Annotated in this window: 23 protein-coding genes and 1 pseudogene; 15 read left to right on the top strand and 9 right to left on the bottom strand. The window is 66.0% G+C overall.

The features are described 5' to 3' along the window. Window positions 1–149 precede the first annotated feature (149 nt). The 4 genes from ACFWZU_RS06300 (at window position 150) to ACFWZU_RS06285 (ending at window position 3,147) form a co-directional block, all read left to right on the top strand. Entirely contained in the window at window positions 150–794 is a 645-nt protein-coding gene (locus ACFWZU_RS06300; protein WP_439700570.1) for a methylthioribulose 1-phosphate dehydratase, read from the top strand. Then, window positions 791–1,345 carry a 1,2-dihydroxy-3-keto-5-methylthiopentene dioxygenase gene (locus ACFWZU_RS06295; protein ID WP_439700569.1) on the top strand — a complete coding sequence of 185 codons (555 nt, stop codon included), beginning with the start codon at window positions 791–793 and terminating at the stop codon, window positions 1,343–1,345. The genes ACFWZU_RS06300 and ACFWZU_RS06295 overlap by 4 nt, the downstream gene beginning before the upstream one ends. 94 nt (window positions 1,346–1,439) lie before the next feature. After that, a complete protein-coding gene (gene mtnC, locus ACFWZU_RS06290) occupies window positions 1,440–2,126 on the top strand; it encodes an acireductone synthase (RefSeq protein WP_439700568.1) in 687 nt (228 codons plus the stop codon). Window positions 2,127–2,133: 7 nt separating this feature from the next. Then, window positions 2,134–3,147 carry a C13 family peptidase gene (locus tag ACFWZU_RS06285; protein ID WP_439700567.1) on the top strand — a complete coding sequence of 338 codons (1,014 nt, stop codon included), beginning with the start codon at window positions 2,134–2,136 and terminating at the stop codon, window positions 3,145–3,147. 433 nt (window positions 3,148–3,580) lie between these two features. Here ACFWZU_RS06285 and hisIE read toward each other — a convergent pair whose 3' ends face one another. The 9 genes from hisIE to ACFWZU_RS06240 form a co-directional block, all read right to left on the bottom strand. Continuing rightward, the gene (hisIE, locus tag ACFWZU_RS06280) at window positions 3,581–4,192 is read right to left on the bottom strand and encodes a bifunctional phosphoribosyl-AMP cyclohydrolase/phosphoribosyl-ATP diphosphatase HisIE (RefSeq protein ID WP_439700566.1); all 612 of its coding nucleotides are present in this window, start codon (window positions 4,190–4,192) and stop codon (window positions 3,581–3,583) included. Continuing rightward, entirely contained in the window at window positions 4,185–4,982 is a 798-nt protein-coding gene (hisF, locus tag ACFWZU_RS06275; RefSeq protein ID WP_439700565.1) for an imidazole glycerol phosphate synthase subunit HisF, read from the bottom strand. Before hisF ends, hisIE begins: the two co-directional genes overlap by 8 nt. Window positions 4,983–5,046: 64 nt before the next feature. Further along, window positions 5,047–5,775: a HisA/HisF-related TIM barrel protein gene (locus tag ACFWZU_RS06270; RefSeq protein ID WP_439700564.1), complete on the bottom strand. Its 729-nt coding sequence runs from the start codon at window positions 5,773–5,775 to the stop codon at window positions 5,047–5,049. After that, on the bottom strand, window positions 5,772–6,404 hold the full coding sequence (hisH, locus tag ACFWZU_RS06265) for an imidazole glycerol phosphate synthase subunit HisH (RefSeq protein WP_439700563.1): 633 nt from the start codon (window positions 6,402–6,404) through the stop codon (window positions 5,772–5,774). The genes ACFWZU_RS06270 and hisH overlap by 4 nt, the downstream gene beginning before the upstream one ends. 11 nt (window positions 6,405–6,415) lie before the next feature. Further along, the gene (gene hisB, locus ACFWZU_RS06260; RefSeq protein ID WP_439700562.1) at window positions 6,416–7,480 is read right to left on the bottom strand and encodes a bifunctional histidinol-phosphatase/imidazoleglycerol-phosphate dehydratase HisB; all 1,065 of its coding nucleotides are present in this window, start codon (window positions 7,478–7,480) and stop codon (window positions 6,416–6,418) included. 91 nt (window positions 7,481–7,571) lie between these two features. Then, entirely contained in the window at window positions 7,572–8,630 is a 1,059-nt protein-coding gene (gene hisC, locus ACFWZU_RS06255; protein ID WP_439700561.1) for a histidinol-phosphate transaminase, read from the bottom strand. Further along, on the bottom strand, window positions 8,627–9,943 hold the full coding sequence (hisD, locus tag ACFWZU_RS06250; protein ID WP_439700560.1) for a histidinol dehydrogenase: 1,317 nt from the start codon (window positions 9,941–9,943) through the stop codon (window positions 8,627–8,629). The genes hisC and hisD overlap by 4 nt, the downstream gene beginning before the upstream one ends. Further along, on the bottom strand, window positions 9,940–10,836 hold the full coding sequence (gene hisG / locus ACFWZU_RS06245; RefSeq protein WP_439700559.1) for an ATP phosphoribosyltransferase: 897 nt from the start codon (window positions 10,834–10,836) through the stop codon (window positions 9,940–9,942). Before hisG ends, hisD begins: the two co-directional genes overlap by 4 nt. Continuing rightward, window positions 10,833–11,165 carry a YerC/YecD family TrpR-related protein gene (locus tag ACFWZU_RS06240; RefSeq protein ID WP_209623028.1) on the bottom strand — a complete coding sequence of 111 codons (333 nt, stop codon included), beginning with the start codon at window positions 11,163–11,165 and terminating at the stop codon, window positions 10,833–10,835. Before ACFWZU_RS06240 ends, hisG begins: the two co-directional genes overlap by 4 nt. Before the next feature lie 552 nt (window positions 11,166–11,717). On the opposite strand from ACFWZU_RS06240, the pseudogene ACFWZU_RS06235 reads away from it, so the two are divergent. The 11 genes and pseudogenes from ACFWZU_RS06235 to ACFWZU_RS06185 form a co-directional block, all read left to right on the top strand. Further along, window positions 11,718–12,089: pseudogene (locus ACFWZU_RS06235) on the top strand (TcpQ domain-containing protein); the annotation flags it as partial. Between the two features lie 107 nt (window positions 12,090–12,196). Next, window positions 12,197–13,066 carry a virB8 family protein gene (locus ACFWZU_RS06230; protein WP_439700558.1) on the top strand — a complete coding sequence of 290 codons (870 nt, stop codon included), beginning with the start codon at window positions 12,197–12,199 and terminating at the stop codon, window positions 13,064–13,066. After that, window positions 13,063–13,824, top strand: a complete 762-nt coding sequence (locus tag ACFWZU_RS06225; RefSeq protein WP_439700557.1) for a TrbG/VirB9 family P-type conjugative transfer protein — start codon at window positions 13,063–13,065, stop codon at window positions 13,822–13,824. The genes ACFWZU_RS06230 and ACFWZU_RS06225 overlap by 4 nt, the downstream gene beginning before the upstream one ends. After that, on the top strand, window positions 13,821–14,993 hold the full coding sequence (locus ACFWZU_RS06220) for a TrbI/VirB10 family protein (RefSeq protein WP_439700556.1): 1,173 nt from the start codon (window positions 13,821–13,823) through the stop codon (window positions 14,991–14,993). Before ACFWZU_RS06225 ends, ACFWZU_RS06220 begins: the two co-directional genes overlap by 4 nt. 8 nt (window positions 14,994–15,001) lie before the next feature. Beyond that, window positions 15,002–16,051 carry a P-type DNA transfer ATPase VirB11 gene (gene virB11 / locus ACFWZU_RS06215; protein ID WP_439700555.1) on the top strand — a complete coding sequence of 350 codons (1,050 nt, stop codon included), beginning with the start codon at window positions 15,002–15,004 and terminating at the stop codon, window positions 16,049–16,051. A gap of 16 nt (window positions 16,052–16,067) precedes the next feature. Further along, window positions 16,068–16,868 (top strand): lytic transglycosylase domain-containing protein, encoded by an 801-nt coding sequence (locus ACFWZU_RS06210; protein ID WP_439700554.1) that lies wholly within the window; start codon window positions 16,068–16,070, stop codon window positions 16,866–16,868. 116 nt (window positions 16,869–16,984) lie between these two features. Then, complete coding sequence (locus tag ACFWZU_RS06205; RefSeq protein WP_439700553.1) at window positions 16,985–17,392, top strand: TrbC/VirB2 family protein; 408 nt, start codon at window positions 16,985–16,987, stop codon at window positions 17,390–17,392. Next, complete coding sequence (locus ACFWZU_RS06200) at window positions 17,385–17,693, top strand: type IV secretion system protein VirB3 (protein ID WP_439700552.1); 309 nt, start codon at window positions 17,385–17,387, stop codon at window positions 17,691–17,693. The genes ACFWZU_RS06205 and ACFWZU_RS06200 overlap by 8 nt, the downstream gene beginning before the upstream one ends. 45 nt (window positions 17,694–17,738) lie before the next feature. Further along, entirely contained in the window at window positions 17,739–20,219 is a 2,481-nt protein-coding gene (locus tag ACFWZU_RS06195; protein WP_439700551.1) for a VirB4 family type IV secretion/conjugal transfer ATPase, read from the top strand. Between the two features lie 27 nt (window positions 20,220–20,246). Further along, window positions 20,247–21,044: a hypothetical protein gene (locus ACFWZU_RS06190; RefSeq protein ID WP_439700550.1), complete on the top strand. Its 798-nt coding sequence runs from the start codon at window positions 20,247–20,249 to the stop codon at window positions 21,042–21,044. A 67-nt stretch (window positions 21,045–21,111) separates the two neighbouring features. Further along, on the top strand, window positions 21,112–22,227 hold the full coding sequence (locus ACFWZU_RS06185) for a type IV secretion system protein (protein WP_439700549.1): 1,116 nt from the start codon (window positions 21,112–21,114) through the stop codon (window positions 22,225–22,227). The last annotated feature ends 16 nt before the right edge of the window (window positions 22,228–22,243 follow it).

Genomic DNA, 22,243 nt, shown 5'->3' with positions numbered 1-22,243 from the left:
TTGTTTCCGCCACCGCGAACGCGGCAGCCTGTGGCGATGGTACGCCGCGAACGTCAATTCCACCTGACTTGCGAGAACGACTCGCATTTGCCATTGGTCGCGCAGGCCGGCGTGCTATAGTCATCCACCGTTTGGACGTCCAAATCACCATGCAGGAATTGCCTTCTTCCGTCGACCCAGCCCGCTTCGCGCTGTGCGCCGACGCGATCGCCGAGGCCGCTCGCGAGCTTGCCTCGCTTGGCTGGACGCCGGCCACCAGCAGCAACTTCTCCATGCGCGTGAACGGCGAACTCGCGGCCATCACCATTTCCGGCCGCGACAAGGGACGCCTGGGCCGCGAGGACATCATGCTGGTAGACATGGCAGGCCATGCGGTGGGCACCCGCGCCCGTCCCAGCGCCGAAACCGGGCTGCACACGCAGGCCTACCGCCGGTTGCCCCAAGCGCAGGTAGTGCTTCATACACACTCCCGCACGCAGAGCGTGGCGTCGCGGCTGTTCGCGCGCGAGGGCGCCGTGCGGCTGGAAGGCTGGGAGCTGCAGAAGGCCATCACCGGCTACACCACGCACGAGAGCGTGCTGGAGATCCCGGTGTTCCCCAACACCCAGCACATGCCCGAACTGGTCGAGCGCATCGACGCCTGGCTGGATGCGGGCAAGCCGTTGCATGCCTACCTGATCGACGGCCACGGGATCTACACCTGGGGCGCCGACATGGCCGAGGCACGCCGCCATCTGGAAGCGCTGGAATTCCTACTCGGTTGCGAGCTCGACCTGAGGAGACTGTCCGCATGAGCCGCCTGCGCATCTACGAAGACGCCCAGCCTTCCACGCCTGTGTCGGTGCATGTCGCGCCGGCCGATATCGCCCGTGAACTTGGCAAGGTGGGCGTCCGCTTCGAGCAGTGGGAAGCCAACGCTCCCATCGCGCCCGGCGCCAGCCAGGACGACGTGATCGCCGCCTACCGCCATGACATCGACCGCCTGATGCGCGACGAGGGTTACCAGTCGGTCGACGTCATCAGCCTGGCTCCGGATCACCCGGACCGCGCCACGCTCCGCCAGAAGTTCCTGAGCGAACACACGCACAGCGAGGACGAGGTCCGCTTCTTCGTCGCCGGCAGCGGCCAGTTCACGCTGCATGTCGGCGGCAAGGTCTACGACGTGCTGTGCGAGGCCGGCGACCTGATCGGCGTGCCCGACGGTACGCCGCACTGGTTCGACATGAGCGAATCGCCGTACTTCGTCGCCATCCGCCTGTTCACCAACAAGGAAGGCTGGGTTGCCAACTTCACCGGCACCGACATCGCCGAGCGCTTTCCGCGCATGGAACCCACCACGCGCTGAGTCCACCTCCGATTCGCCGCGAGGCTTCGGTGGGCTGAAGCCCACCCTACGGGAGCTCGGCTATCCTTGCCGCCTCTCCGAACACGTGCCGCCCATGACCACCATCCGCGCCATCGTCACCGACATCGAGGGAACCACCAGCTCGATCGATTTCGTCAGGGACGTACTATTCCCGTACGCCCGCAAGCGCCTGCCGGCCTTCATCGAGACGCATGCCGACAAGCCGGAAGTGCAGCACTGGCTGCACGAGGCGGCAAGGGAAGCCGGCATCATCGAAGCCAGCCGCCAGGAGATCATCGAACTGCTGCTGGGCTGGATCGACCAGGACCGCAAGTCCACCGCGCTCAAGGCGCTGCAGGGCATGATCTGGCAGGAAGGTTACGAGACCGGCGAGTACCGCGCGCACGTCTATCCGGAGGTATCCGCCCGCCTGCACGCCTGGCGCGCCGATGGCCTGCACCTGTACGTCTACTCATCCGGTTCGGTGCCGGCCCAGAAGCTGTTCTTCCGGTACAGCGATGCCGGCGACCTGACGCCGATGTTCGCCGGCTACTTCGATACCCAGACCGGGCCCAAGCGCGAATCGGCCTCCTACGCGACGATCGCCGAGACGATCGGCGAACGGCCGGAACACATCCTGTTCCTTTCCGACATCGTCGAGGAGCTGGACGCCGCCCGCTCCGCCGGCATGCAGACTGGCTGGCTGTTGCGCACACCGCAGGCGCTGCCTGCCGAGCCGCGCCACCCCGCCTACGCGGACTTCGACGCCATCGAGCCCTGACACCGTCATGCGCGCCAGCCTGATCGCCCTGCTCGCGTTTGCCGCCGGCGTGCTGGTGATGCTGCTGGTGCAAGGATGGCTGCCTCACCCGGCTGCGCAGGCGTCACGCGTCCCACCGCCCGCTCATTCGGCGCCAGCATGGCTGGACGACGCCGAGGCGCCCGCGCCGCCGCAGGACGATTGGCCAGAGCAGGCGCCCACGCCCGAGCAGGTGCTCTACACCCAGCCAAAGTTGCTGGATACCGCGCTCGCGAAGCTACGTCCCCGCATTCCCGGCAAGCCCAACCTGTACCTGCTCGCCTTTGCCGGCGACGGCACCGAGGCTGTCTTCCACAACGAAGCGGAATACGCCGCGCGCCTGTTTACCCGACACTTCGGTCCCACCGCGCACGCACTGGTGCTGGAGAACTCCCCGGACACGCTGTCCACCCGGCCTCTGGCCACCTGGAGCAACCTGGAAAGCGCGCTCGATGGCCTGGCGGACGCCATGGACCCGCAACAGGACATCCTGCTGCTCTACCTGACCACCCACGGCAGCGAGGACCATACCCTGCTGGTGGACATGGACCCGCTGCCGCTGGACCAGATCGGCGCGCAGGACCTGGGAGCGATCCTGGCGGCGCGACCGTTCAAGTGGAAGGTCATGGTGGTCAACGCCTGCTACTCCGGGGGCTTCATCCCGCCGCTGCAGGGCGACGGCACCCTGGTACTCACCGCTGCACGCAGCGACCGCAGCTCATTCGGCTGCGGCAACGACTCGGCGGCGACCTATTTCGGCCGCGCCTGGCTGGTCGACGCGCTGAACCGCACCCCGGATTTCATTGCCGCGTTCGCGCAGGCCAAGGGCGAGATCGCAAAGTGGGAGCGACAGGACCGCCTGCTTCCGTCGGAACCGCAGATGGCGGTCGGCAAAGGCATCGCCGCGCAATTGGCGCGATGGCGGGACGGATTGGAGCTTGGTCCGACCGTTCCCTTCCAGCCCGCAACCCAGCCGCAGGCGGCGATGGCTGCCCATCCCTGAGCCGACCTTGCAGGAGCGCCCTTGGGCGCGAGCGGCAACGGCGGGCTCGGGTACAGGCCGGCATGGCAGTCGCGCCCAAGGGCGCTCCTACAAGGGTCGCCGAATCATCCGACCGTGCCGTTCCAGCCACCTAAACAGTCGCAGGCAGTGATGGCTGCCCATCCCTGATCGACCCCTTGTAGGAGCGCACCTGGGCGCGACCGGCAACGGCGGCCTCGGGTACAGGCCGGCATGGCAGTCGCGCCCAAGGGCGCTCCTACAAGGGTCGCCGAATCATCTGACCGTGCCGTTTCAGCCGCCTAAACAGTCGCAGGCAGTGATGGCTGCCCATCCCTGATCGGCCCCTTGTAGGAGCGCACCTGGGCGCGACCGGCAACGGCGGGCACTTGGCACATGCCGGCATGGCGGTCGCGCACAAGGTGCGCTCCCACCGTCATCCGGCGGAGCGTTGCGCGTGCCGGTCAGCCAGCACCGCAGCCGCATCCGCGAGCCCCAGTCCCCGCGCCCGCAGGGCGACGGTGAGGTGGAACAACAGATCCGCCGCTTCACCGAGCAGCTCCGCATCGCCCTGCGCGACGGCGGCAAGCGCGGTCTCCACGCCCTCCTCGCCGATCTTCTGGGCGATCCGGCGAATGCCTCCCTCGAACAGCTTCGTGGTGTAACTGCCGGCCGGTCGCTCGGCCGCACGCCGGGCGACCAGCGCATCGAGTTCGGCCAGAAAGCCCAAGGGCAACCGCGCCCCGTCGAAACAGCTGGACGTGCCGCGGTGACAGGTCGGCCCAGCCGGTGCGGCGAGCACCAGCAACGCGTCCGCATCGCAGTCGACATGCAGGCTCTTGAGCCGCAGCACGTTCCCGGAACTCTCGCCCTTGGTCCACAGACGGCCCTTGCTGCGGCTGTGGAAGCTCACCAGCCCGGTGTCGCGCGTGGCCGCAAGCGCCTCGGCATCCATGTAGCCCAGCATCAGCACCTCGCCCGTAAGCCAGTGCTGCACGATCGCCGGGACCAGGCCGTCGCCCTTGGCGAAGTCGATCTGCTCAACCATCACAGGTCTCCGGTTCGACGGCGACGCGCACCATCACGCCCTGCTTCGCCAGCCATCGCTTCAACGCCGGCACTTCGATCGCGCCGGAATGGAACACGCTTGCGGCGAGCGCACCGTCCACATCGGCGGCGGTGAAGACGTCGCGGAAATGCTCCCTCGCCCCGGCCCCGCCCGAGGCAATCAGCGGCACCGCACACACCGCGCGGGCCTGGGCCAGTTGCGGCACGTCGTAACCCTGCCGCACGCCGTCGCTGCCCATGCAATTGAGCACGATCTCGCCCGCGCCCAGGTGCTGCGCCTCGGCGATCCAGTCCAGCGTGCGCCGCGGCAGCGCCTGCGTGCGCGACGGATCGCCGGTGTACTGGCGCACCCGCCACTGCCCGTCCCCATCGCGCAGGGAATCGATGCCCACGACGATGCACTGCACGCCGAACGCGTCGGCCAGTTCGGCGATCAGCGCCGGCCGTTCGAGCGCCGGCGAATTGATCGAGACCTTGTCGGCCCCGGCGTGCAGCACCGCGCGTGCGTCCGCCACGCTGCGGATGCCGCCGGCCACGCAGAAGGGGATGTCGATCTCCCGGGCGACCCGTTCGACCCAGGCCCGGTCCACCGAGCGGCCTTCCGGGCTGGCGGTGATGTCATAGAAAACCAGTTCATCCGCGCCGGCGTCGCGATAGCGCAGCGCCAGCTCGACGATGCCGCCTACTACCGCGTGGTCGCGGAAGCGCACGCCCTTGACGACCTGCCCATCGCGCACGTCCAGGCAGGGAATGATGCGACGGCTCAGCACGGGCGACGCTCCCCGCCGGCTTCGATGCGCAACACGGCGCAATATGCGGCAAACAGGAACCTGCTCATGCGGCCATCGCCTCATCCAATCCGAAGCGGCCTTCGAGCAGGCCCCGTCCGAGGACCACACCGCGCGCGCCGGCGCTCCGCGCGGCACGGATGTCTTCCACCGAGCGCACGCCGCCGGACGCCTGCACGGCAAGCGCGGGCGCGATGGCCCCCAGGTGGCGATAGAGCTCCAGGTTCAGCCCCGCCAGCATGCCGTCGCGGTCGATGTCCGTGCACAGCAGGTGCCGTGCGCCGCTCGCCGCATACCAGGGGGCCAGTTCGTCCAGCGTGCGCGTTTCCGCGCGGGTCCAGCCGGCGCTCGGCAGCGTCCAGCGATCGTCTGACCAGCGCGTGTCCAGTGCGATGGTGAAGCGCTCGGAGCCATGCCGTTGCAGCCAAGCGGCCACCCGCTCCGGATCGCGGATCGCCACGCTTCCAACCACCACGCGTTCGACGCCCGCATCCATCAATCGGTGCACGTCGGCCACGCCCCGCACGCCACCGCCGGCCTGCACCCGCAGTCCCGTGCGTGCCAGCGCCTCGATCACCGGCAAGTTGGCAAAGCCGCCCGACTGGGCGCCATCCAGGTCGACCACATGCAACCAGTTCGCCCCGGCCGCCGCGTACCTTGCGGCCAGCGCGACGGGATCGTCCTGGTAGGTCGTCTGGCGGGCATAGTCGCCTTGCGCCAGACGCACGACGCGGCCTGCGCGCAGATCGATGGCGGGGATGATTTCAGCTTTCATAGGGCGAGGAAGTTGCGCAGCAGGCGGGCGCCCACCGCAGAGGAGCGTTCCGGGTGGAACTGCATGCCGAAGAAATTGCCGCGTGCCACCACGGCCGAAAACGGCGAGCCGTGAATGGCGGACGCCAGCGTGTAATTGCCCGGCGGCACCGCGTAGCTGTGCACGAAGTAGACCTGTGCATCGGCGGCGATGCCGTCGAGCAGGGGATGTTCGCTGCATGTCTGCAACCGGTTCCACCCCATATGGGGGATACGCACGCCTGGCGCGGACTGCAGACGCCGCACGACCGCGGGGATCAGTCCGAGGCAGTCCACCTCGCCCTCTTCCGACCGCGCACAGAGAAGCTGCATGCCCAGGCACACGCCAAGCACCGGCTGGGTGAGGCCGCGCAGCACCTCGACCAGTCCCAGCGTCCGCAGGCGGGCCATGGCGGGACCGGCCGCTCCCACGCCGGGAAGGATCACCTTGCCGGCCGCGCGGATCGCTGCCGGGTCCGAGGTCAGCGGCGCATCCACGCCCAGCCGCTGCAGGGCATAGCGCACCGAACCAATATTCGTGCCCCCTGCGTCCACCAGCACGACCGACGCGCCCGGGGCCGAGGTCCCTGCTCCGGCGTCCGGAGTGGACATCACCGCCGCGCTCACAACGCCCCCTTGGTACTGGGCAGCTCGCTGCCCTCGCGCCGCAGGGCCTGGCGCAACGCGCGGGCGACGACCTTGAAGCAGGCCTCGACCATGTGATGCGCGTTCTCTCCCCGCACCGACAGGTGCAGGTTGGCGCCCAGCGTTTCGCACAGCGAGCGGAAGAAATGCGACACCAGCTCGGTTGGCAGATCGCCCACACGCTCGCGCGGGAAGGCGCCGTCGAATACGAAGCATGGCCGTCCGGAAAGATCGAGCGCCGCACTGGCGAGCGCCTCGTCCATCGGCAGGGTGAAGCCGTAGCGACCGATACCGCGCTTGTCGCCCAGTGCCTGGCGAAGCGCCTGCCCCAGCGCCAGTGCGCAGTCCTCGACCGTGTGGTGTTCGTCCACCTGCGTATCACCATCGCAGGCGAGCGCGAGCGCAAAACCGCCGTGCTTGCCGATCTGCTCCAGCATGTGGTCGAAGAAGCCCAGCCCGGTGCGCACCCGCGGCTCGGCCGGTCGATCCAGATCCACGCTTACCTCGATGGCCGTCTCGCGCGTGCGCCGACGTGCCAAAGCGGTGCGCGGCGCGTCCAGCAGGCGATGCGCGATCTCTTCCCAGCCGGCCCCCTGCGGACCGACCCGCAAACCGCGCACGCCCAGATTCGCCGCCAGCAGCATGTCGCTTTCGCGGTCACCGATCACCGCGGATGCGCCGCGGCTCCAGCTGTCGTCGGCAAGGTAATGGCGCAGCAGGCCGATCCCCGGCTTGCGCGTATCGAGCCCTTCGTGCGGGAAGCTGCGGTCGACCAGCACCTCGCGAAACGCGATGCCCTGCGAAGCCAGGATGCGTAGCAACAACTCCTGCGGCCCGCGGAACGCCTCTTCGGGGAAGCTCGCCGTACCCAGGCCGTCCTGGTTGGTCACCATCACCAGCTCGTAACCGGCCGCGACGCAGCGCTGCAACGCGCCGATCACGCCCGGCAGCAGGTCGAGCTTGGTGAAGCTGTCGATCTGCTCGTCCGGCGGCTCGACGATCAGGCAGCCGTCGCGATCGACAAAGAGCAGCTTCCTGCTCATGCACCGCCCCCGCGGGACCGCATCCCGTACGCGATCGCCACGCCGAACCCGGCCGGGAGCCGCGTAAGGGCCCGCTCGCGACGAACGCCGCTCATGCCCCACCTCCAAGCACCGCCAGCACCCGATCGTTCTCCTGCGGCGTCCCGACCGTGATGCGCAAGGCATCCGCCAACCCCGGATAACGCCGCACGTCACGCACCACGATGCCCGCCTCGAACAACCGCCGATACGCCGCCCCCGCATCCTCGAAACGCACGGCGAGGAAATTCGCCTGCGACGAAAGCACCGCGAGCACGCCCGGCATTGGTTCCAGCGCCGCAGCCATCCGCGCTCGCTCGGCGCGAACCACGCCGATGCGTTCACGCGCGGCCACCTGCCCTGCCGGCGACAAGGCGTCCAGCGCCGCTGCCACGCAGGGGCGCGGCAGCGGATATGGCGGCAGGATGCGCCGCAGCAGGGCCACCACTTCCGGGTGCGCCAGCAGGCAACCGATGCGCGCACCGGCCAGCGCCCACGCCTTGGACAGCGTGCGCAGCACGGCCAGGTGCTCGTAGCGGTCAAGCAAGGTCGTGGCGCTGGTGGCGCCAGCGAACTCCACGTAAGCCTCGTCCACCACCAGCAGCGCCCGCCCGGCCAGTTGCCGGGCCAGGTACTCGACGGTTTCCAGGGACACGCCCGCCCCGGTCGGATTGTTCGGCGCACAGACGAACACCAGCTTCACCGCCGGCGTCACCGCCGCGAGCAACGCGTCGGCGTCCAGCGCGAAATCCGCCGCCAGCGGCACCTCGACCACTGCCGCGTTCTGAACCCGCGCGCAAACGCCATACATGCCGAACGTCGGCGGCTGCACCAGGATCGCGTCCTCGCCAGCACGGCAGAACGCCCGCACCAGCAGGTCGATCGCCTCGTCACTCCCCCGCCCGACCAGCACCTGATCCGGGCGCACGCCATACAGTGCGGCGAGCCGCTCGACCAAAGCCAGCGGTTGCGGGTCCGGGTAGCGGTGGCAGTCCAGGCCCTCGTCACCGAACGGCGCCCAGGCCGATTCGTTGGCATTGAGCAACAACGCGCCACCCGTCGCCTCCATGCGCGCGGAGGAATACGGCACCAGCGCGCGGATCTCCGCGCGCGCAAGCTCCAGCACGCTCATGCGGGGGTGACCTCCGCGTCGAGTGCCGCCAGCCGCAGGGTCACGGCGCGGCGGTGCGCCTCCAGCTGTTCGGCGGCGGCCAGCGTGGCCGTGCACGGCCCGATCGCCCGCAGGCCTTCGGGAGTGAGTTCCTGCACGCTGATCTGCTTCTGGAAACTGGCCACCGACACGCCGCTGTGGCTGCGCGCGTAGCCATAGGTCGGCAATACGTGGTTGCTGCCGCTGGCATAGTCGCCGACCGACTCGGGCGTCCACGCGCCAAGGAACACCGAGCCGGCACTGGTCACCCGCGCCAGCCAGGCGCGAGGCTCGGCCACCTGCAGGATCAGGTGCTCGGGCGCATAGCGGTTGCTGACCTCGAGCGCCTGCGCCAGCGAGTCGACCCGGATCAAGCGGCTGTGCGCCAGCGCCCCGTGCGCGATACCCGCCCGCGGCAAGGCCGCGCACTGGCGCTCGACTTCGTCGGCCACGGCATCGAGCAGCGCGTCCGACGGGCTCACGAGCAACACCTGCGAATCGGGCCCGTGCTCGGCCTGCGACAGCAGGTCGGCCGCCACGAACGCCGCGTCCGCCTGGGCATCGGCCACCACCAGCACTTCGGACGGGCCGGCCGGCATGTCGATTGCCGCCCCGCGCGCATCGATCGATACCTGCACCTTGGCCTCGGTCACCCAGGCATTGCCCGGGCCGAACAGCTTGTCGCAGCGGGGCACGCTGGCTGTTCCGTAGGCCATCGCGGCAATCGCCTGCGCGCCACCGAGCTTGAATACGCGGTGCACGCCGACCACGCGCGCTGCATACAGCACGGCGGGATCGCAGCGCCCATCCACACGCGCGGGCGAGCACAGCACGACCTCCGCGCAGCCGGCGATACGCGCCGGCACGCCGAGCATCAGCGCCGTGGAAGGCAACGGCGCGCTTCCGGCCGGCACGTACAACCCGACACGGTCGATCGGCCGCAACACGCGCTCCACCCGCACGCCCGGCGCGGTATCGACCGCCACGGAAACCGGCGCCGTCGCCCGATGGAAGGCCTCGACGCGCCCGGCCGCCTCACGAATGGCCGCCTTCAGCGCCGGATCGAGCGCCGCCTCGACCTCATCGAACTCCTCCGGCTGCACCTCCAGCCGCTCCAGTACGCAACGGTCGTACGAGGCGGTAAAGCGCAGCAAGGCCTCGTCGCCATGCCGGCGCACCTCGGCGATGATCCGGCGCACCACTTCACGCAAGCCGACCGCATGCGTCTGCACCGGTCGCGCCAGCGCCACCTCGCGCCCTGCTTCGTCCAGTGCGTTCCAGACCAGCCGCTTCATGCCAGCATCCTCTCCACCGGCAGCACGAACATCTCGCGCGCACCGGCCTTCTTGATCTCTTCCAACTGACGCCAGCTCACTTCGCCGGCGCACAACGCCTGCAGCATCACCTGGTCCGGCTGGCCGGCCAGCGGCAGCAGCGTCGGTTGCGGGCCGCCCGGCAGCAGACGGGTGATCGCCTCCAGCGAACCGCGCGCCGCCTGCAACAGGAGCAGCCGCGACTCGCGCACCTGGATCACGCCATCGATGCGCTTGAGCAGCAGTTCGACCAGGTCGCCGCGCTCGTCGGCCGGCAACACCTTCGGCCCGACCAGCAGCGCCTCGCTGTCGAGCACCATCTCGACCTCGCGCAACTGGTTCGCCACCAGCGTGCCGCCGCTCTGCACCAGGTCGCAGATCGCCTCGGCCGTACCCAGCCGGGGCGCGATTTCCACCGAACCGGCCAGCGTCACCACGCCGGCCTCGATGCCCTGCTCTCGCAGCCAGCGGCCGAGCAGTCCCGGATAGGACGTGGCAATGCGGCGCCCGGCAAGGTCCGCGGCGCCGGCATAGTCCATCTCCTGCGGCACCGCCAGCGACAGCCGGCAGCGCCCGAAGCCCAGCCCGCGCCATTCGGCCAGCGACACGTCATCCTCGCGGCCGGCGGTGAGCTCGTACTCGTTGAGCACGTTGCGCCCGACGATCCCCAGGTCGCACACGCCCTGCGCAATCAGCCCGGGAATGTCGTCGTCGCGCACCAGCAACAGGTCCACCGGCTCGCCCTCGCCGAAGCAGAACAGCTTGTCGCGGCTCTGCCGGAAGGTGAACCCGCAGCGCGTCAGCAGGTCCTGCGCCGGCTCGGTGAGCCGCCCGGACTTCTGCATCGCGATGCGCAGTCGATCGCGCGGCCTCATGCCGGTGCCTTGGCGGTCTTGCGCTTGCGTGCCGCGCGCGCCGCCGCGGCGAGATAGCCGCCGTTGCCCTGGTTGAGGTAGCGCGCCACCCGCCCGATGGTGGTGATGCTCACCCCCGTACGCTCGTGGATCTCCCGGTACGGCAGCCCCTCCTGCAGGTACGGCACCACCCGCCAGCGATCCACCATCGCCTCCAGCTCCGCCGGCGTGCACAGGTCATGCAGGAACGCCTGCATCTCGTCCACGTCGCGCAGCGCCAGCAGCGCCTCGCACAGGCTGCGCTCCACCGACTCGTTCGGGGTCTCGGGGTCGATCGCTCGTCGCTTCATGATGTACTAACGCGTTATTACGACAGGCGCGCACTATAGATGGGAGCGGCGTCCGGGGCAAGCAGTACAGCGTTGATAAGCAATCGGTGGAGCCAGCAAAAGGATGCCCAGGGACGCCTACACGCCCCCGCGTAGGGATTCACCCACGTCCTGGCTGTCCGGCGGATTACGTCACAAGCCGCTGCATCGAGCTTGCCGCTCACATCGGGGCGCGGCTCTAATGAGCCCCGCGTTCAAATGATGTGAGCGCTACTGCCGACAGGTCCCTGCCCTTGCGCCCGCGGGACGTGCTCGAAGATGGAAGCAGACAAGGAGTCCGAATGGAATCGCCACCTGGTGCCGCGCGGGAACCGAGATCTTCCCCCCATGCAACATGAAAACCGCTTTCGCCACGGGCTGCACCGGCCACTGTCCGCACCCGCTCGGCACGCTGACTGACCATCCGTGCATCGCCCAGCCACAGCATGCAGCGCCTACCGGCGCGCGTGAACCGACCTACGCCACGCGGCTGAAGCCGCCCCGACCTGCGAGCACCACGTGAGCAAGGCTCCCCTGAACCGGATCCTCGGAACCCTTTTGCTGCCGGCCATTCTGCTGGCGGGCTGCGGAACACCCCCCGCCAAGGACTTCGGCGGCCGCTGGAAGCCGGTCAACCGCTTCCAGTCCACCCCCACCGAGATCCCGCTCAATCGCCCCTATACCTACTACGCCGCGCCCATGGACGAGACGCTTCGGAACATGCTTGTCCGCTGGGCTAGTGACACGGGCATGACGCTGGTCTATCGCCTTCCATCCGACTACACGCTCTTCGCCCCCGTCACCAAGGTACGAACGGCGGACGTTCGACAGGCCGCCAGCGAACTCAGTGCGATCTACGCGGCCCAGGGCATCTCGATCACCGTGGCTGATGGAAGACTTCAAGTCGATCGGCTGAAGACCCTCGGCTCCGACGTCACGCCGGCCGGCGCACGGCCGGAGGCCAGCACGGGCGTACAGTCTGCCCCGCCCGCCGTCGCCGGTGGGGTGCGCTGATGGTCGCCAGGAAAACCGTTTCTCGCAACGTCGAGGAAGCCGTCTCCAAGGCAGTCAACTACGAGCTCTCGATCGCCGACATCGCACGCCGCAGCGAGCGGCGCGCCTGGTGGGTGGCATTCAGTGCGATCGGCATGTCGCTGGTTCTTGCTGGCGGCTACTTCTACATGCTCCCTCTGAAGCAGAAGGTTCCCTACCTGGTGATGGCCGATGCGTACACCGGTACGAGCACCGTGGCACGCCTGACCGAAGACCTCACCCATCGCCGGATCAGCACGAGCGAAGCGCTCAACCGCAGCAACGTGGCGCATTTCGTGCTGGCTCGCGAGTCCTACGACCTTGCGCTGCTCAACCTGGGCGACTGGGCCACGGTGCAAACCATGGCCTCGCCGGGGGTCAAGGCCGATTACACGCGGCTGTACTCGCCAATGAATCCTGACAGCCCCTACAAAACCTACGGGAAGGACAAGGCGATCCGCGTCAGGCTGCTCAGCATCGTGCTGATCGGAGGCGGCCAGGGGCGCACGCCCACCGGTGCCACGGTGCGCTTCCAACGGAGCCTTTACGACAAGCAGAGCGGTGTCACCCAACCGATGGACAGCAAGATCGCCACGATGGAATTCACCTACAAGGCGAACCTCGAAATGGACGACCGCAACCGGATCGAGAACCCGTTGGGTTTCTGGGTGACGAGCTACCGCGTCGACAACGACTACGCGACGCCGGCGCCGACCGAAATTTCGGGCGCCAGCGTGCAAGCCGCGAGCCCGGCCCCCGATCTGGCCACGGTATCGCCTGCGTACAAGCACAATGTCACCCCGCAGGCTGGAACGGCCGCAAGCCTTCCTTCCCATGGGGCGGCACGATGATCCGGTGCCACATCGCCTCCCTGGCTGGCGCGTTCTGCCTGGCCATCACCAGCATCCCGACGCAGGCGCAGGTCGTGCAGCAATACGCATACCAGCCGGACCACATCTATCCCGTACGCACCGGGCTAGGCATCACCACGCAGATCGAGCTCAGCCCCAACGAGCAGATCCTCGATTACAGCACCGGGTTCAGCAGTGGCTGGGAGCTTACCCGCCGCGACAACGTGTTCTATCTCAAGCCGAAGGATGTCGACGTCGACACCAACTTGCTGGTGCGCACGGCCACGCACTCCTACATCTTCGAACTGAAAGTCGTGGCGACCGACTGGAAGGCGCTGGAGCAGGCCAAGGGCGAGGGCGTGCAATACAAGATCACTTTTGCCTATCCGACCGACACGAGCTTCTCAAAGGAAAAGAAAAAGGTCGCCGTTGCCCCGCCGCTGGACACCCGTCTTGTTCCGGGGCGCGTCTACGACTTCGACTACGACTACGCCACGCGCAACAGCCATGCGCCCTGGCTTGTGCCGGCGCACGTCTACGACGACGGGCGCTTCACCTACATCCGGATGAGCGACCTGAAGCGCTTGCCCACCGGCGATTTTCCCGCGGTATTCATGCGCGAGACGGAGCACGGCGAGGACTCCCTCGTCAACACGACCGTCGAAGGCAACACCATTGTCGTACACGGGACGTATCCCTACCTCGTCATCCGTCATGGCGACAACGTCGTCGGCCTGCGAAGGAACGCACGCAAGTGAGCACGCACATCCCTTCCGCCGTCGATGCGGACGCCTGCCATGGCGAAGCGTTGACACAAAACCCCTACTCAACGCACTACCAGCAATCGGCCGCGCCTGATCTGGATGCTAATGCGCCGTTGTTGACATCCAACGAGCTGCGCCGCACGAACCGCCGCGTCTTGCTGATGCTGGGCTCGGCCGTCGTGCTCCTGCTGTTCGTTTCCTACTGGATGATCAGCAGTGCGACCTCACGCCGCGAGCCAAGCAAGCCCAGGGAGGAGAAAGTCACCGTAGCCGATGCACCACCGGCCTTGGCCCTGCCGCCGATCCACCACGAGCCCGCGCCGATTCTGCTCGCCCCGACGCCTGCGTTGCCGCCGCTTCCCCCGCCACAGGTGGCCGACGACCCGGCGAAGACCCCAGTCGCCTATGCACCGCACGAGCCTACCTTGGTCGAACGGCGCATCGCGGGCGCGTCCGACCCCATGGCGAATCTATCGTCCGCACCCATTGCAGCGCCATCCCCGGACACGGGCAGGCCCCTGCTGTCAGGCAGTGTGATCGCGACTAAAGCCAAGCCACTCGAGCATGCCGACGCGATCATGCAACGGGGGACATACATCCGCTGCGTGCTGGAAACCCGGATCATTACCGACGTACCGGGTTATAGCTCCTGCCTTGTCACCGAGCCGGTGTACTCGTTCAACGGCCGCACGCTGCTCCTGCCCAAGGGATCCAAAGTACTGGGCGCCTATTCCAGCGGCCCGAAAGGGCGCCGGGTCGCAGTCGTTTGGGATCGCATCATCACGCCCACAGGCGTGGACGTGGATATGAGCAGCAAGCCCAGCCCTGGCATCGACAGCCTGGGCGGCGCCGGGCTGCCTGGTTACTACGACGCCCATTGGGGCAGCCGCATCAGTGCCGCGCTGCTGATCAGCATGCTCAGCGACGCGTTCAAGTACGAGGCGGCCAAGCACGGGCCCACGACCACTTCGATCGTCTCCGGCGGCATTGCGGTACAGGAGCCGTTCGAGAGCAACACCGCGCGCACCGTACAGAGCCTCGCCGACATGGCTGTGCGCGAGGCCGCCAACCGCCCGCCGACGGTCACGATCAACCAGGGCACGGTGATCTACGTGTACGTCGCGCGCGACGTGGACTTCAGCGACGTCGTCGCGCGCTTCTGAAAAAAGGCATGGAAGACACCCTCGCCCTCGTCTCGAATGAGTTCCTCGACTACCAGTACGAGGTGCTGGGCGTGCGCGAGTTCATGGCCGCGCCCGACGTTACCGAAATCTGCATCAATCGCCCGGGCGAGCTTTACCTAGAACACCGCGGTGGCTGGCAACGGATGGAAGTGCCATCACTGACCTACGAACGGGCACGCCAGTTCTGCACCGCAGTGGTCAACGAAAGCAATACCGGCCAGCGCATTACCGACATCGATCCGGTGGTCTCGCTCACCTTCCCTACCGGCCAGCGCGCGCAGTTCGTCATTCCGCCTGCCTGCGAGGCGGGCAACGTATCGATCACCATCCGCCTGCCGTCGAAACAGGCGAGGACACTGGACCAGTACCAGGCGGAGGGCTTCTTCGACCGGGTATGGGAGGATGCAAGCGAACTCACTGAACATGATCGCGAGTTGCAGGCTCTGCGCGCCGAACGTCGCTATGCCGAGTTCTTCAAGGCAGCCGTGCGCGGCAAGAAGAACATCGTGGTGTCAGGTGCGACCGGCAGCGGCAAGACCACGTTCATGAAGTCCCTGGTCCATCACATCCCCGCCGAAGAGCGCCTGGTCACCATCGAGGATGCCCGGGAGCTCTTCATCAGCCAGCCCAACGTGGTGCATCTGCTCTATTCCAAGGGTGGCCAGAGCGCCAGCAACGTAACGGCGAAGAGCTGCATGGAAACCTGTCTGCGCATGAAGCCTGATCGCATCATCCTGGCCGAATTGCGCGGAGACGAAGCCTTCTACTTCATCCGGAATTGCGCTTCCGGCCATCCAGGCTCGATCACCAGCTGCCATGCAGGCAGCACCGAACAGACCTGGGACCAGCTGGCACTCATGGTCAAGGCCTCCACCGAAGGCGCCGGCCTCGAGTTCGCGACCATTAAACGGCTGCTCCGGCTGACCATCGACATCGTGGTGCATATCAAGGCGCATGCCGGGCAACGGCACATCACCGGGATCGACTTCGACCCGCAACGCAGCTTCCTGCAAGAGCTGCCAGCGCAAGCGCGCTGACCGACAAGGACAAGGAATGGTCCCGGCATTCACCCCATCATCCTGCCCTCAGCTGGCCGTTCCACTGGAGGTCATGCAGCATGTCGCCCAGGTGGAGTCCAGCGGAAACCGATTCGCCATCGGCGTTGTCGGCGGTCGGCTCGAACGCCAGCCACGCAACCTGGGCGAGGCCGTCGCGACCGCGCGCATGCTCGAGTCGAAGGGATACGACTATTCACTCGGGATCGCCCAGATCAACCGCAGCAACCTAGTGCGTTATGGGCTGGATACGTTTGAAAAGGCCTTCGACGGTTGCGCCAACGTCACGGCGGGCGCTCGCATCCTGGCCCAGTGCTACAGCCGTTCGGGTGCTGATTGGGGAAAGGCCTTCAGTTGCTACTACTCAGGCAATTTTGTCACGGGCTACCGGGACGGCTACGTGCAGCGGATGGTCGCCTCGTTCGGGGCCGACGCGCTTGACGCCGAGGCGATAGCCGTTCATTCGCAGGCTACCGAGCACCCCGGCGGGACGTCAACGACACGCCCCGCGAAATACCGCAGCCCGACGGATCGGGTGTCGATCAGGTCGGTTGCCATTGACACAACGGCCGACGCGCTGGTCTCCGCCGTAGCGGGGGGCAACGCCGAAGGTCAGCCAGCCGCCCGAACGGCGGCCCCGGCGCCGGTCGAGCCAGCTGGCACGGCCCAGCGCGCTTTCGTGCCGCGCGTTCATGGCCCGGGCGGATCGCCTGGCACTGAACCCCGACCACCCGTCTCCCCCACACGCGGTCCTGTCGCCTCCAAGCAAGGGGAGGCCGATGCTGCGTTCGTCTTCTGACCGCCCATCGCGCCAGGAGCCCGTCCCGAATCCGTCCGCCCACTGGGCGGTCATCCGTCAAACGCCCATTGCAATGGTCGTTGCTGTCCACCCCCCCTCCGCGAGGAAAACCGAAGATGGCCAAGAACCTGCCCGCAAACCCCAATGCCCGTCACCCGATCCGCAGCGGTACTGCCCTTCTCATGGCCATGGCGATGTGCCTGGCACTCGCACTGCCGGGTATCGCTCTGGGCCAGGACGTGACCGATACCATCGCGACGACCTGCGGCTTCGCCAGCAGTGTCAACAAGATCCTCAATGCGATCTCGATCATCGTGGTGACGATCGCCATCGTGTTCTCCGGCTATCAGATTGCATTCGCCCACAAACGCATTTCCGACATCTCCCCGGTGCTGATCGGTGCCGTCCTGATCGGCGCGGCAGGCCAGATTGCGAAGATGTTCCTGGCTGGAAGCACGAGCGCGTCGGGCGCCACTGCCTGCACTGCCAGCCTGGTCAGCCACGCGCTCAACTTCTATGCATAAGGACGCATTGTTCCGCGGCTGCACCCGCCCGCCCATGTTCATGGGCGTGCCCTACGTGCCGTTCTTCATGGGCGCGGGCGGATGCATGTTGCTGGCCATGTATTTCAACCTGTTCTTCCTGTTGCTGATCCCCCCAATGATTTTCGTGATGCGCCAGATGGCCAGGCGCGATGAAATGATCTTTCGACTGCTCGGACTTCGCCTGCAGTTCCGAACAAGGGTCAGGAACCTTCGGGAGAACGACGGCATGTGGGTTTTCACGCCCAACACCCACCGCGGCCAGTCGAAGGCCAGCTCATAAGCCCACAGCCGCCCTGGCCACGCGCCAGGGGAACGGAACCCGTGCATGTCCAAGCCCACCTTCATTCCCGATACTCCCATCAGCGAACTCGTACCGCTGTCCACCCACGTCTCGCCCACGGTGCTGAAAACCACCGGAGGCGACTTCCTGATGGTCTGGCGCCTGGGGGGCCTGCCGTTCGTGGGGCGCGAAGAGTGGGACCTGGAGCATCGCCACGCCACCTTCAACCGCATGCTGCAGACCTTGCGCGCGCCCGATTTCGTCAACGTCGCCTTCTGGGTACACGACGTGCGCCGCCGGCGGCGCATTACGGACCGCGCCCGCTTTGCACAGTCGTTCAACCAGGCCCTCTCCGACGCGTATCACGATGCCTTGTCGAGCCAGAAGCTGATGCAGAACGAGCTTTACCTCACCATGCTTTACCGACCCCTCGTCAGCGGAAAGAAGCTCGCCGAAAAATTGAGCGACGTGACTCGCCTGGAGGCCGAGCAGCAGCAAGCCGTCGGCACCATTCTGGAACTCGCAGGTAACGTCGAAGCCGTACTGAAGGACTACGCCCCCGATCGTCTGGGCATGTACGAAGCGGCCAACGGCGTGGTGTTTTCTGAAGCGCTGGAGTTCTACGGCTACCTGCTCAACCGCCTGGACGAACCCGTGCCCGTGCTTCCCGCACCGGTCTACAACTACCTGCCGGTCAGCAAACAGCGTTTCTCCGGCAAAACCGGCGACTTCGTGATCACCACGCCGCAGGGAACCAACCACTTCGGCGCCATCCTGAACATCAAGGAATACACCGACGGCACCTTTCCCGGGATCCTCAATGGGCTGAAGTACCTCGGATTCGAGTACGTGATAACGCACTCCTTCAGTCCGATGGGGCGACAGGATGCCCTCAAGGCGCTAGACCGCACCAAAGGAATGATGGTGTCCTCCGGCGACAAGGCGTTCAGCCAGATCGCCGAACTGGATGTGGCAATGGACCAGCTGGCGTCCGGCAACTTCGTGCTGGGCGAATACCACTTCACCATCGCCATCTATGCGCCGAGCCAGGAGGCGCTGTCGCAGCAGATCGCCACTACCCGCGCGGAGCTTTCCAACGCCGGCTTCGTCTCGGTCAAAGAGGATCTCGCCGTCACTGCCGCCTTCTATGCGCAGCTTCCCGGCAACTGGAAGTATCGGACCCGCCTGGCCAACGTGAGCTCACTCAATTTCCTGGGCCTGAGCCCGCTGCACAACTTCGCCATGGGCAAGCGGGAGAACAACCCCTGGGGCGACTGCGTGACGACCCTGCAGAGCACCAACGGGCAGCCCTACTATTTCAACTTCCACGCGACCCACCCGACCGAGAACTCGCTGGGCGAGAAGGCCATCGCCAACACGATGGTGATAGGCAAATCCGGCACGGGCAAGACAGCGCTGATCAACTTCCTGCTGAGCCAGGTCCAGAAATTCCAGCCCAGCCCAACCATATTCTTCTTCGACAAGGATCGTGGCGCCGAGATCTTCGTGCGCGCCTGCGGCGGCAACTACCTTTCCCTGGAGAACGGCCAACCCACCGGCTTCAACCCTTTCCATTGCGAGCGTACCGAGGCCAACGTCCAGTTTCTGGCCGATCTGATCAAGGTGCTGGCGGGCAAGAGCGCTTACAGCTCGCGCGAGGAGGAAGACATCTTCCGCGCCGTCGAGAACATGCTCGACACGCCGATGCGCCTGCGCAACATGACCAACTTCCAGAAGAGCCTGCCCAACCTCGGCGACGAGGGGCTCTTCATCCGCATGCGCAAATGGACGACCGGCAACTCGCTGGGTTGGGTTTTCGACAACCCGGTTGACACGATCGATCTGGAGAAGGCCGGCATCATCGGTTTCGACTACACCGAAATCATCGACAACCCGGAAGTGCGCGTGCCGGTGGTCAACTACCTGTTACACCGCCTCGAAGCGTTGATCGACGGCCGGCCGCTGATCTATGTGATGGACGAGTTCTGGAAGATTCTGGACGGCAAGGGTGGATTGAAGGAATTCGCCAAGAACAAGCAGAAGACCATCCGCAAGCAGAACGGACTGGGCATCTTCGCGACGCAAAGCCCCGAAGACGCGCTGGCCAGCGACATTGCCTCCGCGCTTGTGGAACAGACGGCCACGATGATCCTATTGCCCAATCCCAATGCGAGCCGCGAGGACTACATCAACGGCCTCAAGCTGACCGACGCCGAGTACCAGGTCGTCGTCAGCCTGGACGAGCGTTCGCGCTGCTTCCTGATCAAGCAAGTCCACGCCAGCGCCGTATGCCAACTCAACCTGCGCGGTATGGACGACGCCCTGGCGGTGATCTCCGCATCGACCGACAACATCGAAATCATGCACCGCGTCCTCCGCGAGTGCGCCGCTGTCGAAGGCATGCCCGTGGACGCCTTGCGCCCCGAACAATGGCTCGATCTGTTCTATGCAGCCCGCAAGGGCAGCGGGAAGGCCCGCTCCAGTGCGCGGCCCGCTACCCGCGCGGCTCGCGCGACTGCAGGCTAATACAACGTCTCTCGCCGGAGGAAGCGTATGACCCTCGTGTTGCTCGATCCGACTCGTCCTCGCCGTTGGGGACAGGTCGTGCTAATCGCGGCTTTGCTCGGCATCGCCGTTGATGCGGCGAAGGCCCAGGTGCTGGTCACCGATCCCACCGCCATTGCCGCGAACGAAGAAGGTTTCAAGTCGCAGTTGGCGCAAAGCGTCGCGCAATACGCCAGGCAGGGAATGCAGTACGCAAAGCAACTCGAGCAATATTACCAGCAGGTTGAGCAGTACCAGCAGTTGCTCATGAGCATTAAAGGTCTGGGCATCAATATTTCCCTTTCGTCGAGCAAGCTTGAGCCTATTGACGACCCGAGCGCGCTCATCGACCAGAATTGCCCAAGTGCGTCAGGCGGTTCCGTAATCGGCAGTCTGGTGACGTCCGCAGCAGCCGCAGTCAGCCCCGAAATGCCAATTACGGTCGCCCAGCAGCAAATCTGCGCGAATATCACGATGCTCCAGGTTGATGAGTACAACCGGACGGTGGCCATGCTCGGCAAGCTCGACCAGTACGGCAGCACACTGCAAAAGCTAAACAAGCTGACCAACGAAGTGAAAACGCTTGGTACGACAAGCGGCGCTACGACGCAGGCCGTCACCTACAGCGCGATCACCGCTCATGCCATGCAGGAATGGCAGACGGCCATTGCCGGAGACCAAGCGGTCATCCAGGCGCTCAACCAGCAGCAGTCCATCCTGGCAAAAGCAGCGCTCAAGGGACAAAGCAGCGTGATCGGTACGGTAGTGCAGGCAGCTGCGTTGAAAGCGGCATTCTCGGTCGACTGATGCATCCGCGTGACGTCCCGAGGCTTAGGGAACGACGTCACCTAGCGCAAGAAAGGAATCAGGCGCCATGCCAACAAACATCGCCGACTTCGTTTACTTCAGGCTGGTGTACGACTATCTGAGTAAACAGATCAACACGTTCGGAATGGACCTCATGGCGTCGTTCATGACCTGGGCAAGCGCACTGGCGCTGCTCATGGTCACGCTGTGGATCATGATCCAGGGCTACCGGCTGATTACGGGGCGAACGCATGAGTCGATGATGGCAATGGTCATGAGCATGACGCGCATCGTCATCATCGTCAGCGCCGCGACCACCATGTCGGTCTTTGGCTCCAACCTGCAGCAGTTGTTCACTACCGACCTGAGTACCGCCGTCAACCAGCTGTTCACCGGCAGCGACGACACGGCGGCGCAGACCATCGACCAGAATCTCGCCTGGACCCAGCTGGCGCTGGGCGCGATCGATGTCGTGCAAGTCGCCCCCGGCGACGTCGAGAACGCCGAGCGCAAGGCGCACGCCATGCTCTTCGCCGGACTGGGCACGGCCAGCCCACCGATGGCAGCCGGCGCCATGTTGTTGCTCTACCAGGCCACCATCGCCCTGTTCATCGGCATGGGACCGCTGTTCATCCTTTGCCTGATCTTTGACCAGACCAAGGATCTTTTCCGCAAGTGGCTGCTCTATGGCATCGGCACCATCTTTTCCATGGCCGCGCTCAGTTTCATCAGCTCCCTTGTGTTGCAGCTGACGTTGCGCGTGGCCGCCGCGCTCTGGACCGCGAACCTGATCAACGAGATGACGAGCCTCGGTGCGGAAGGCCTCTCCAATCAGGCACTGCAACAAGGTGGTATCGGCTTGCTTATGACCGTCCTGATCATAAGCGTGCCCCCATTGGCAGCTGCATTCTTCCAAGGCACCGTGGGAAGCTTCATGCACTACTCGGCATTCAATCCCGGGAGCCGCCCCGGTCCGCAGGGACAACCACCGGGGTCCTACGGTGCGTATGGTGGTGCGCACGCGCAGCCGCCTGCGCACACGAAACAACCCGTCTTCCAGCAAGCCGGCCCTGGTCCCCACGGCAATCCTCACCCCTTTTCCGGTGGCCGAACCACGTCCACGCCACCGGGCATCCAGGGCGAGGCCATCCCGGTTCGCCCGCAACCGCGAGAGAGGGGCTGATCATGCGTCGGTGCCC

It is taken from the genome of Frateuria sp. GZRR33 (genome assembly GCF_051900425.1).
In the GTDB taxonomy this organism is placed as follows: domain Bacteria; phylum Pseudomonadota; class Gammaproteobacteria; order Xanthomonadales; family Rhodanobacteraceae; genus Frateuria_A.
This window is presented reverse-complemented; position numbering and strand designations above follow the sequence as displayed.

Bases quoted from the DNA above. Each gene is read 5' to 3' on its own strand.
- ACFWZU_RS06300 (WP_439700570.1), top strand. From the start codon at position 150: ATGCAGGAATTGCCTTCTTCCGTCGACCCAGCCCGCTTCGCGCTGTGC.
- ACFWZU_RS06295 (WP_439700569.1), top strand. From the start codon at position 791: ATGAGCCGCCTGCGCATCTACGAAGACGCCCAGCCTTCCACGCCTGTG.
- mtnC (WP_439700568.1), top strand. From the start codon at position 1,440: ATGACCACCATCCGCGCCATCGTCACCGACATCGAGGGAACCACCAGC.
- ACFWZU_RS06285 (WP_439700567.1), top strand. From the start codon at position 2,134: ATGCGCGCCAGCCTGATCGCCCTGCTCGCGTTTGCCGCCGGCGTGCTG.
- hisIE (WP_439700566.1), bottom strand. From the start codon at position 4,192: ATGGTTGAGCAGATCGACTTCGCCAAGGGCGACGGCCTGGTCCCGGCG.
- ACFWZU_RS06270 (WP_439700564.1), bottom strand. From the start codon at position 5,775: ATGAAAGCTGAAATCATCCCCGCCATCGATCTGCGCGCAGGCCGCGTC.
- hisH (WP_439700563.1), bottom strand. From the start codon at position 6,404: ATGTCCACTCCGGACGCCGGAGCAGGGACCTCGGCCCCGGGCGCGTCG.
- hisB (WP_439700562.1), bottom strand. From the start codon at position 7,480: ATGAGCAGGAAGCTGCTCTTTGTCGATCGCGACGGCTGCCTGATCGTC.
- hisC (WP_439700561.1), bottom strand. From the start codon at position 8,630: ATGAGCGTGCTGGAGCTTGCGCGCGCGGAGATCCGCGCGCTGGTGCCG.
- hisD (WP_439700560.1), bottom strand. From the start codon at position 9,943: ATGAAGCGGCTGGTCTGGAACGCACTGGACGAAGCAGGGCGCGAGGTG.
- hisG (WP_439700559.1), bottom strand. From the start codon at position 10,836: ATGAGGCCGCGCGATCGACTGCGCATCGCGATGCAGAAGTCCGGGCGG.
- ACFWZU_RS06240 (WP_209623028.1), bottom strand. From the start codon at position 11,165: ATGAAGCGACGAGCGATCGACCCCGAGACCCCGAACGAGTCGGTGGAG.
- ACFWZU_RS06230 (WP_439700558.1), top strand. From the start codon at position 12,197: ATGGTCGCCAGGAAAACCGTTTCTCGCAACGTCGAGGAAGCCGTCTCC.
- ACFWZU_RS06225 (WP_439700557.1), top strand. From the start codon at position 13,063: ATGATCCGGTGCCACATCGCCTCCCTGGCTGGCGCGTTCTGCCTGGCC.
- virB11 (WP_439700555.1), top strand. From the start codon at position 15,002: ATGGAAGACACCCTCGCCCTCGTCTCGAATGAGTTCCTCGACTACCAG.
- ACFWZU_RS06210 (WP_439700554.1), top strand. From the start codon at position 16,068: ATGGTCCCGGCATTCACCCCATCATCCTGCCCTCAGCTGGCCGTTCCA.
- ACFWZU_RS06205 (WP_439700553.1), top strand. From the start codon at position 16,985: ATGGCCAAGAACCTGCCCGCAAACCCCAATGCCCGTCACCCGATCCGC.
- ACFWZU_RS06200 (WP_439700552.1), top strand. From the start codon at position 17,385: ATGCATAAGGACGCATTGTTCCGCGGCTGCACCCGCCCGCCCATGTTC.
- ACFWZU_RS06195 (WP_439700551.1), top strand. From the start codon at position 17,739: ATGTCCAAGCCCACCTTCATTCCCGATACTCCCATCAGCGAACTCGTA.
- ACFWZU_RS06190 (WP_439700550.1), top strand. From the start codon at position 20,247: ATGACCCTCGTGTTGCTCGATCCGACTCGTCCTCGCCGTTGGGGACAG.
- ACFWZU_RS06185 (WP_439700549.1), top strand. From the start codon at position 21,112: ATGCCAACAAACATCGCCGACTTCGTTTACTTCAGGCTGGTGTACGAC.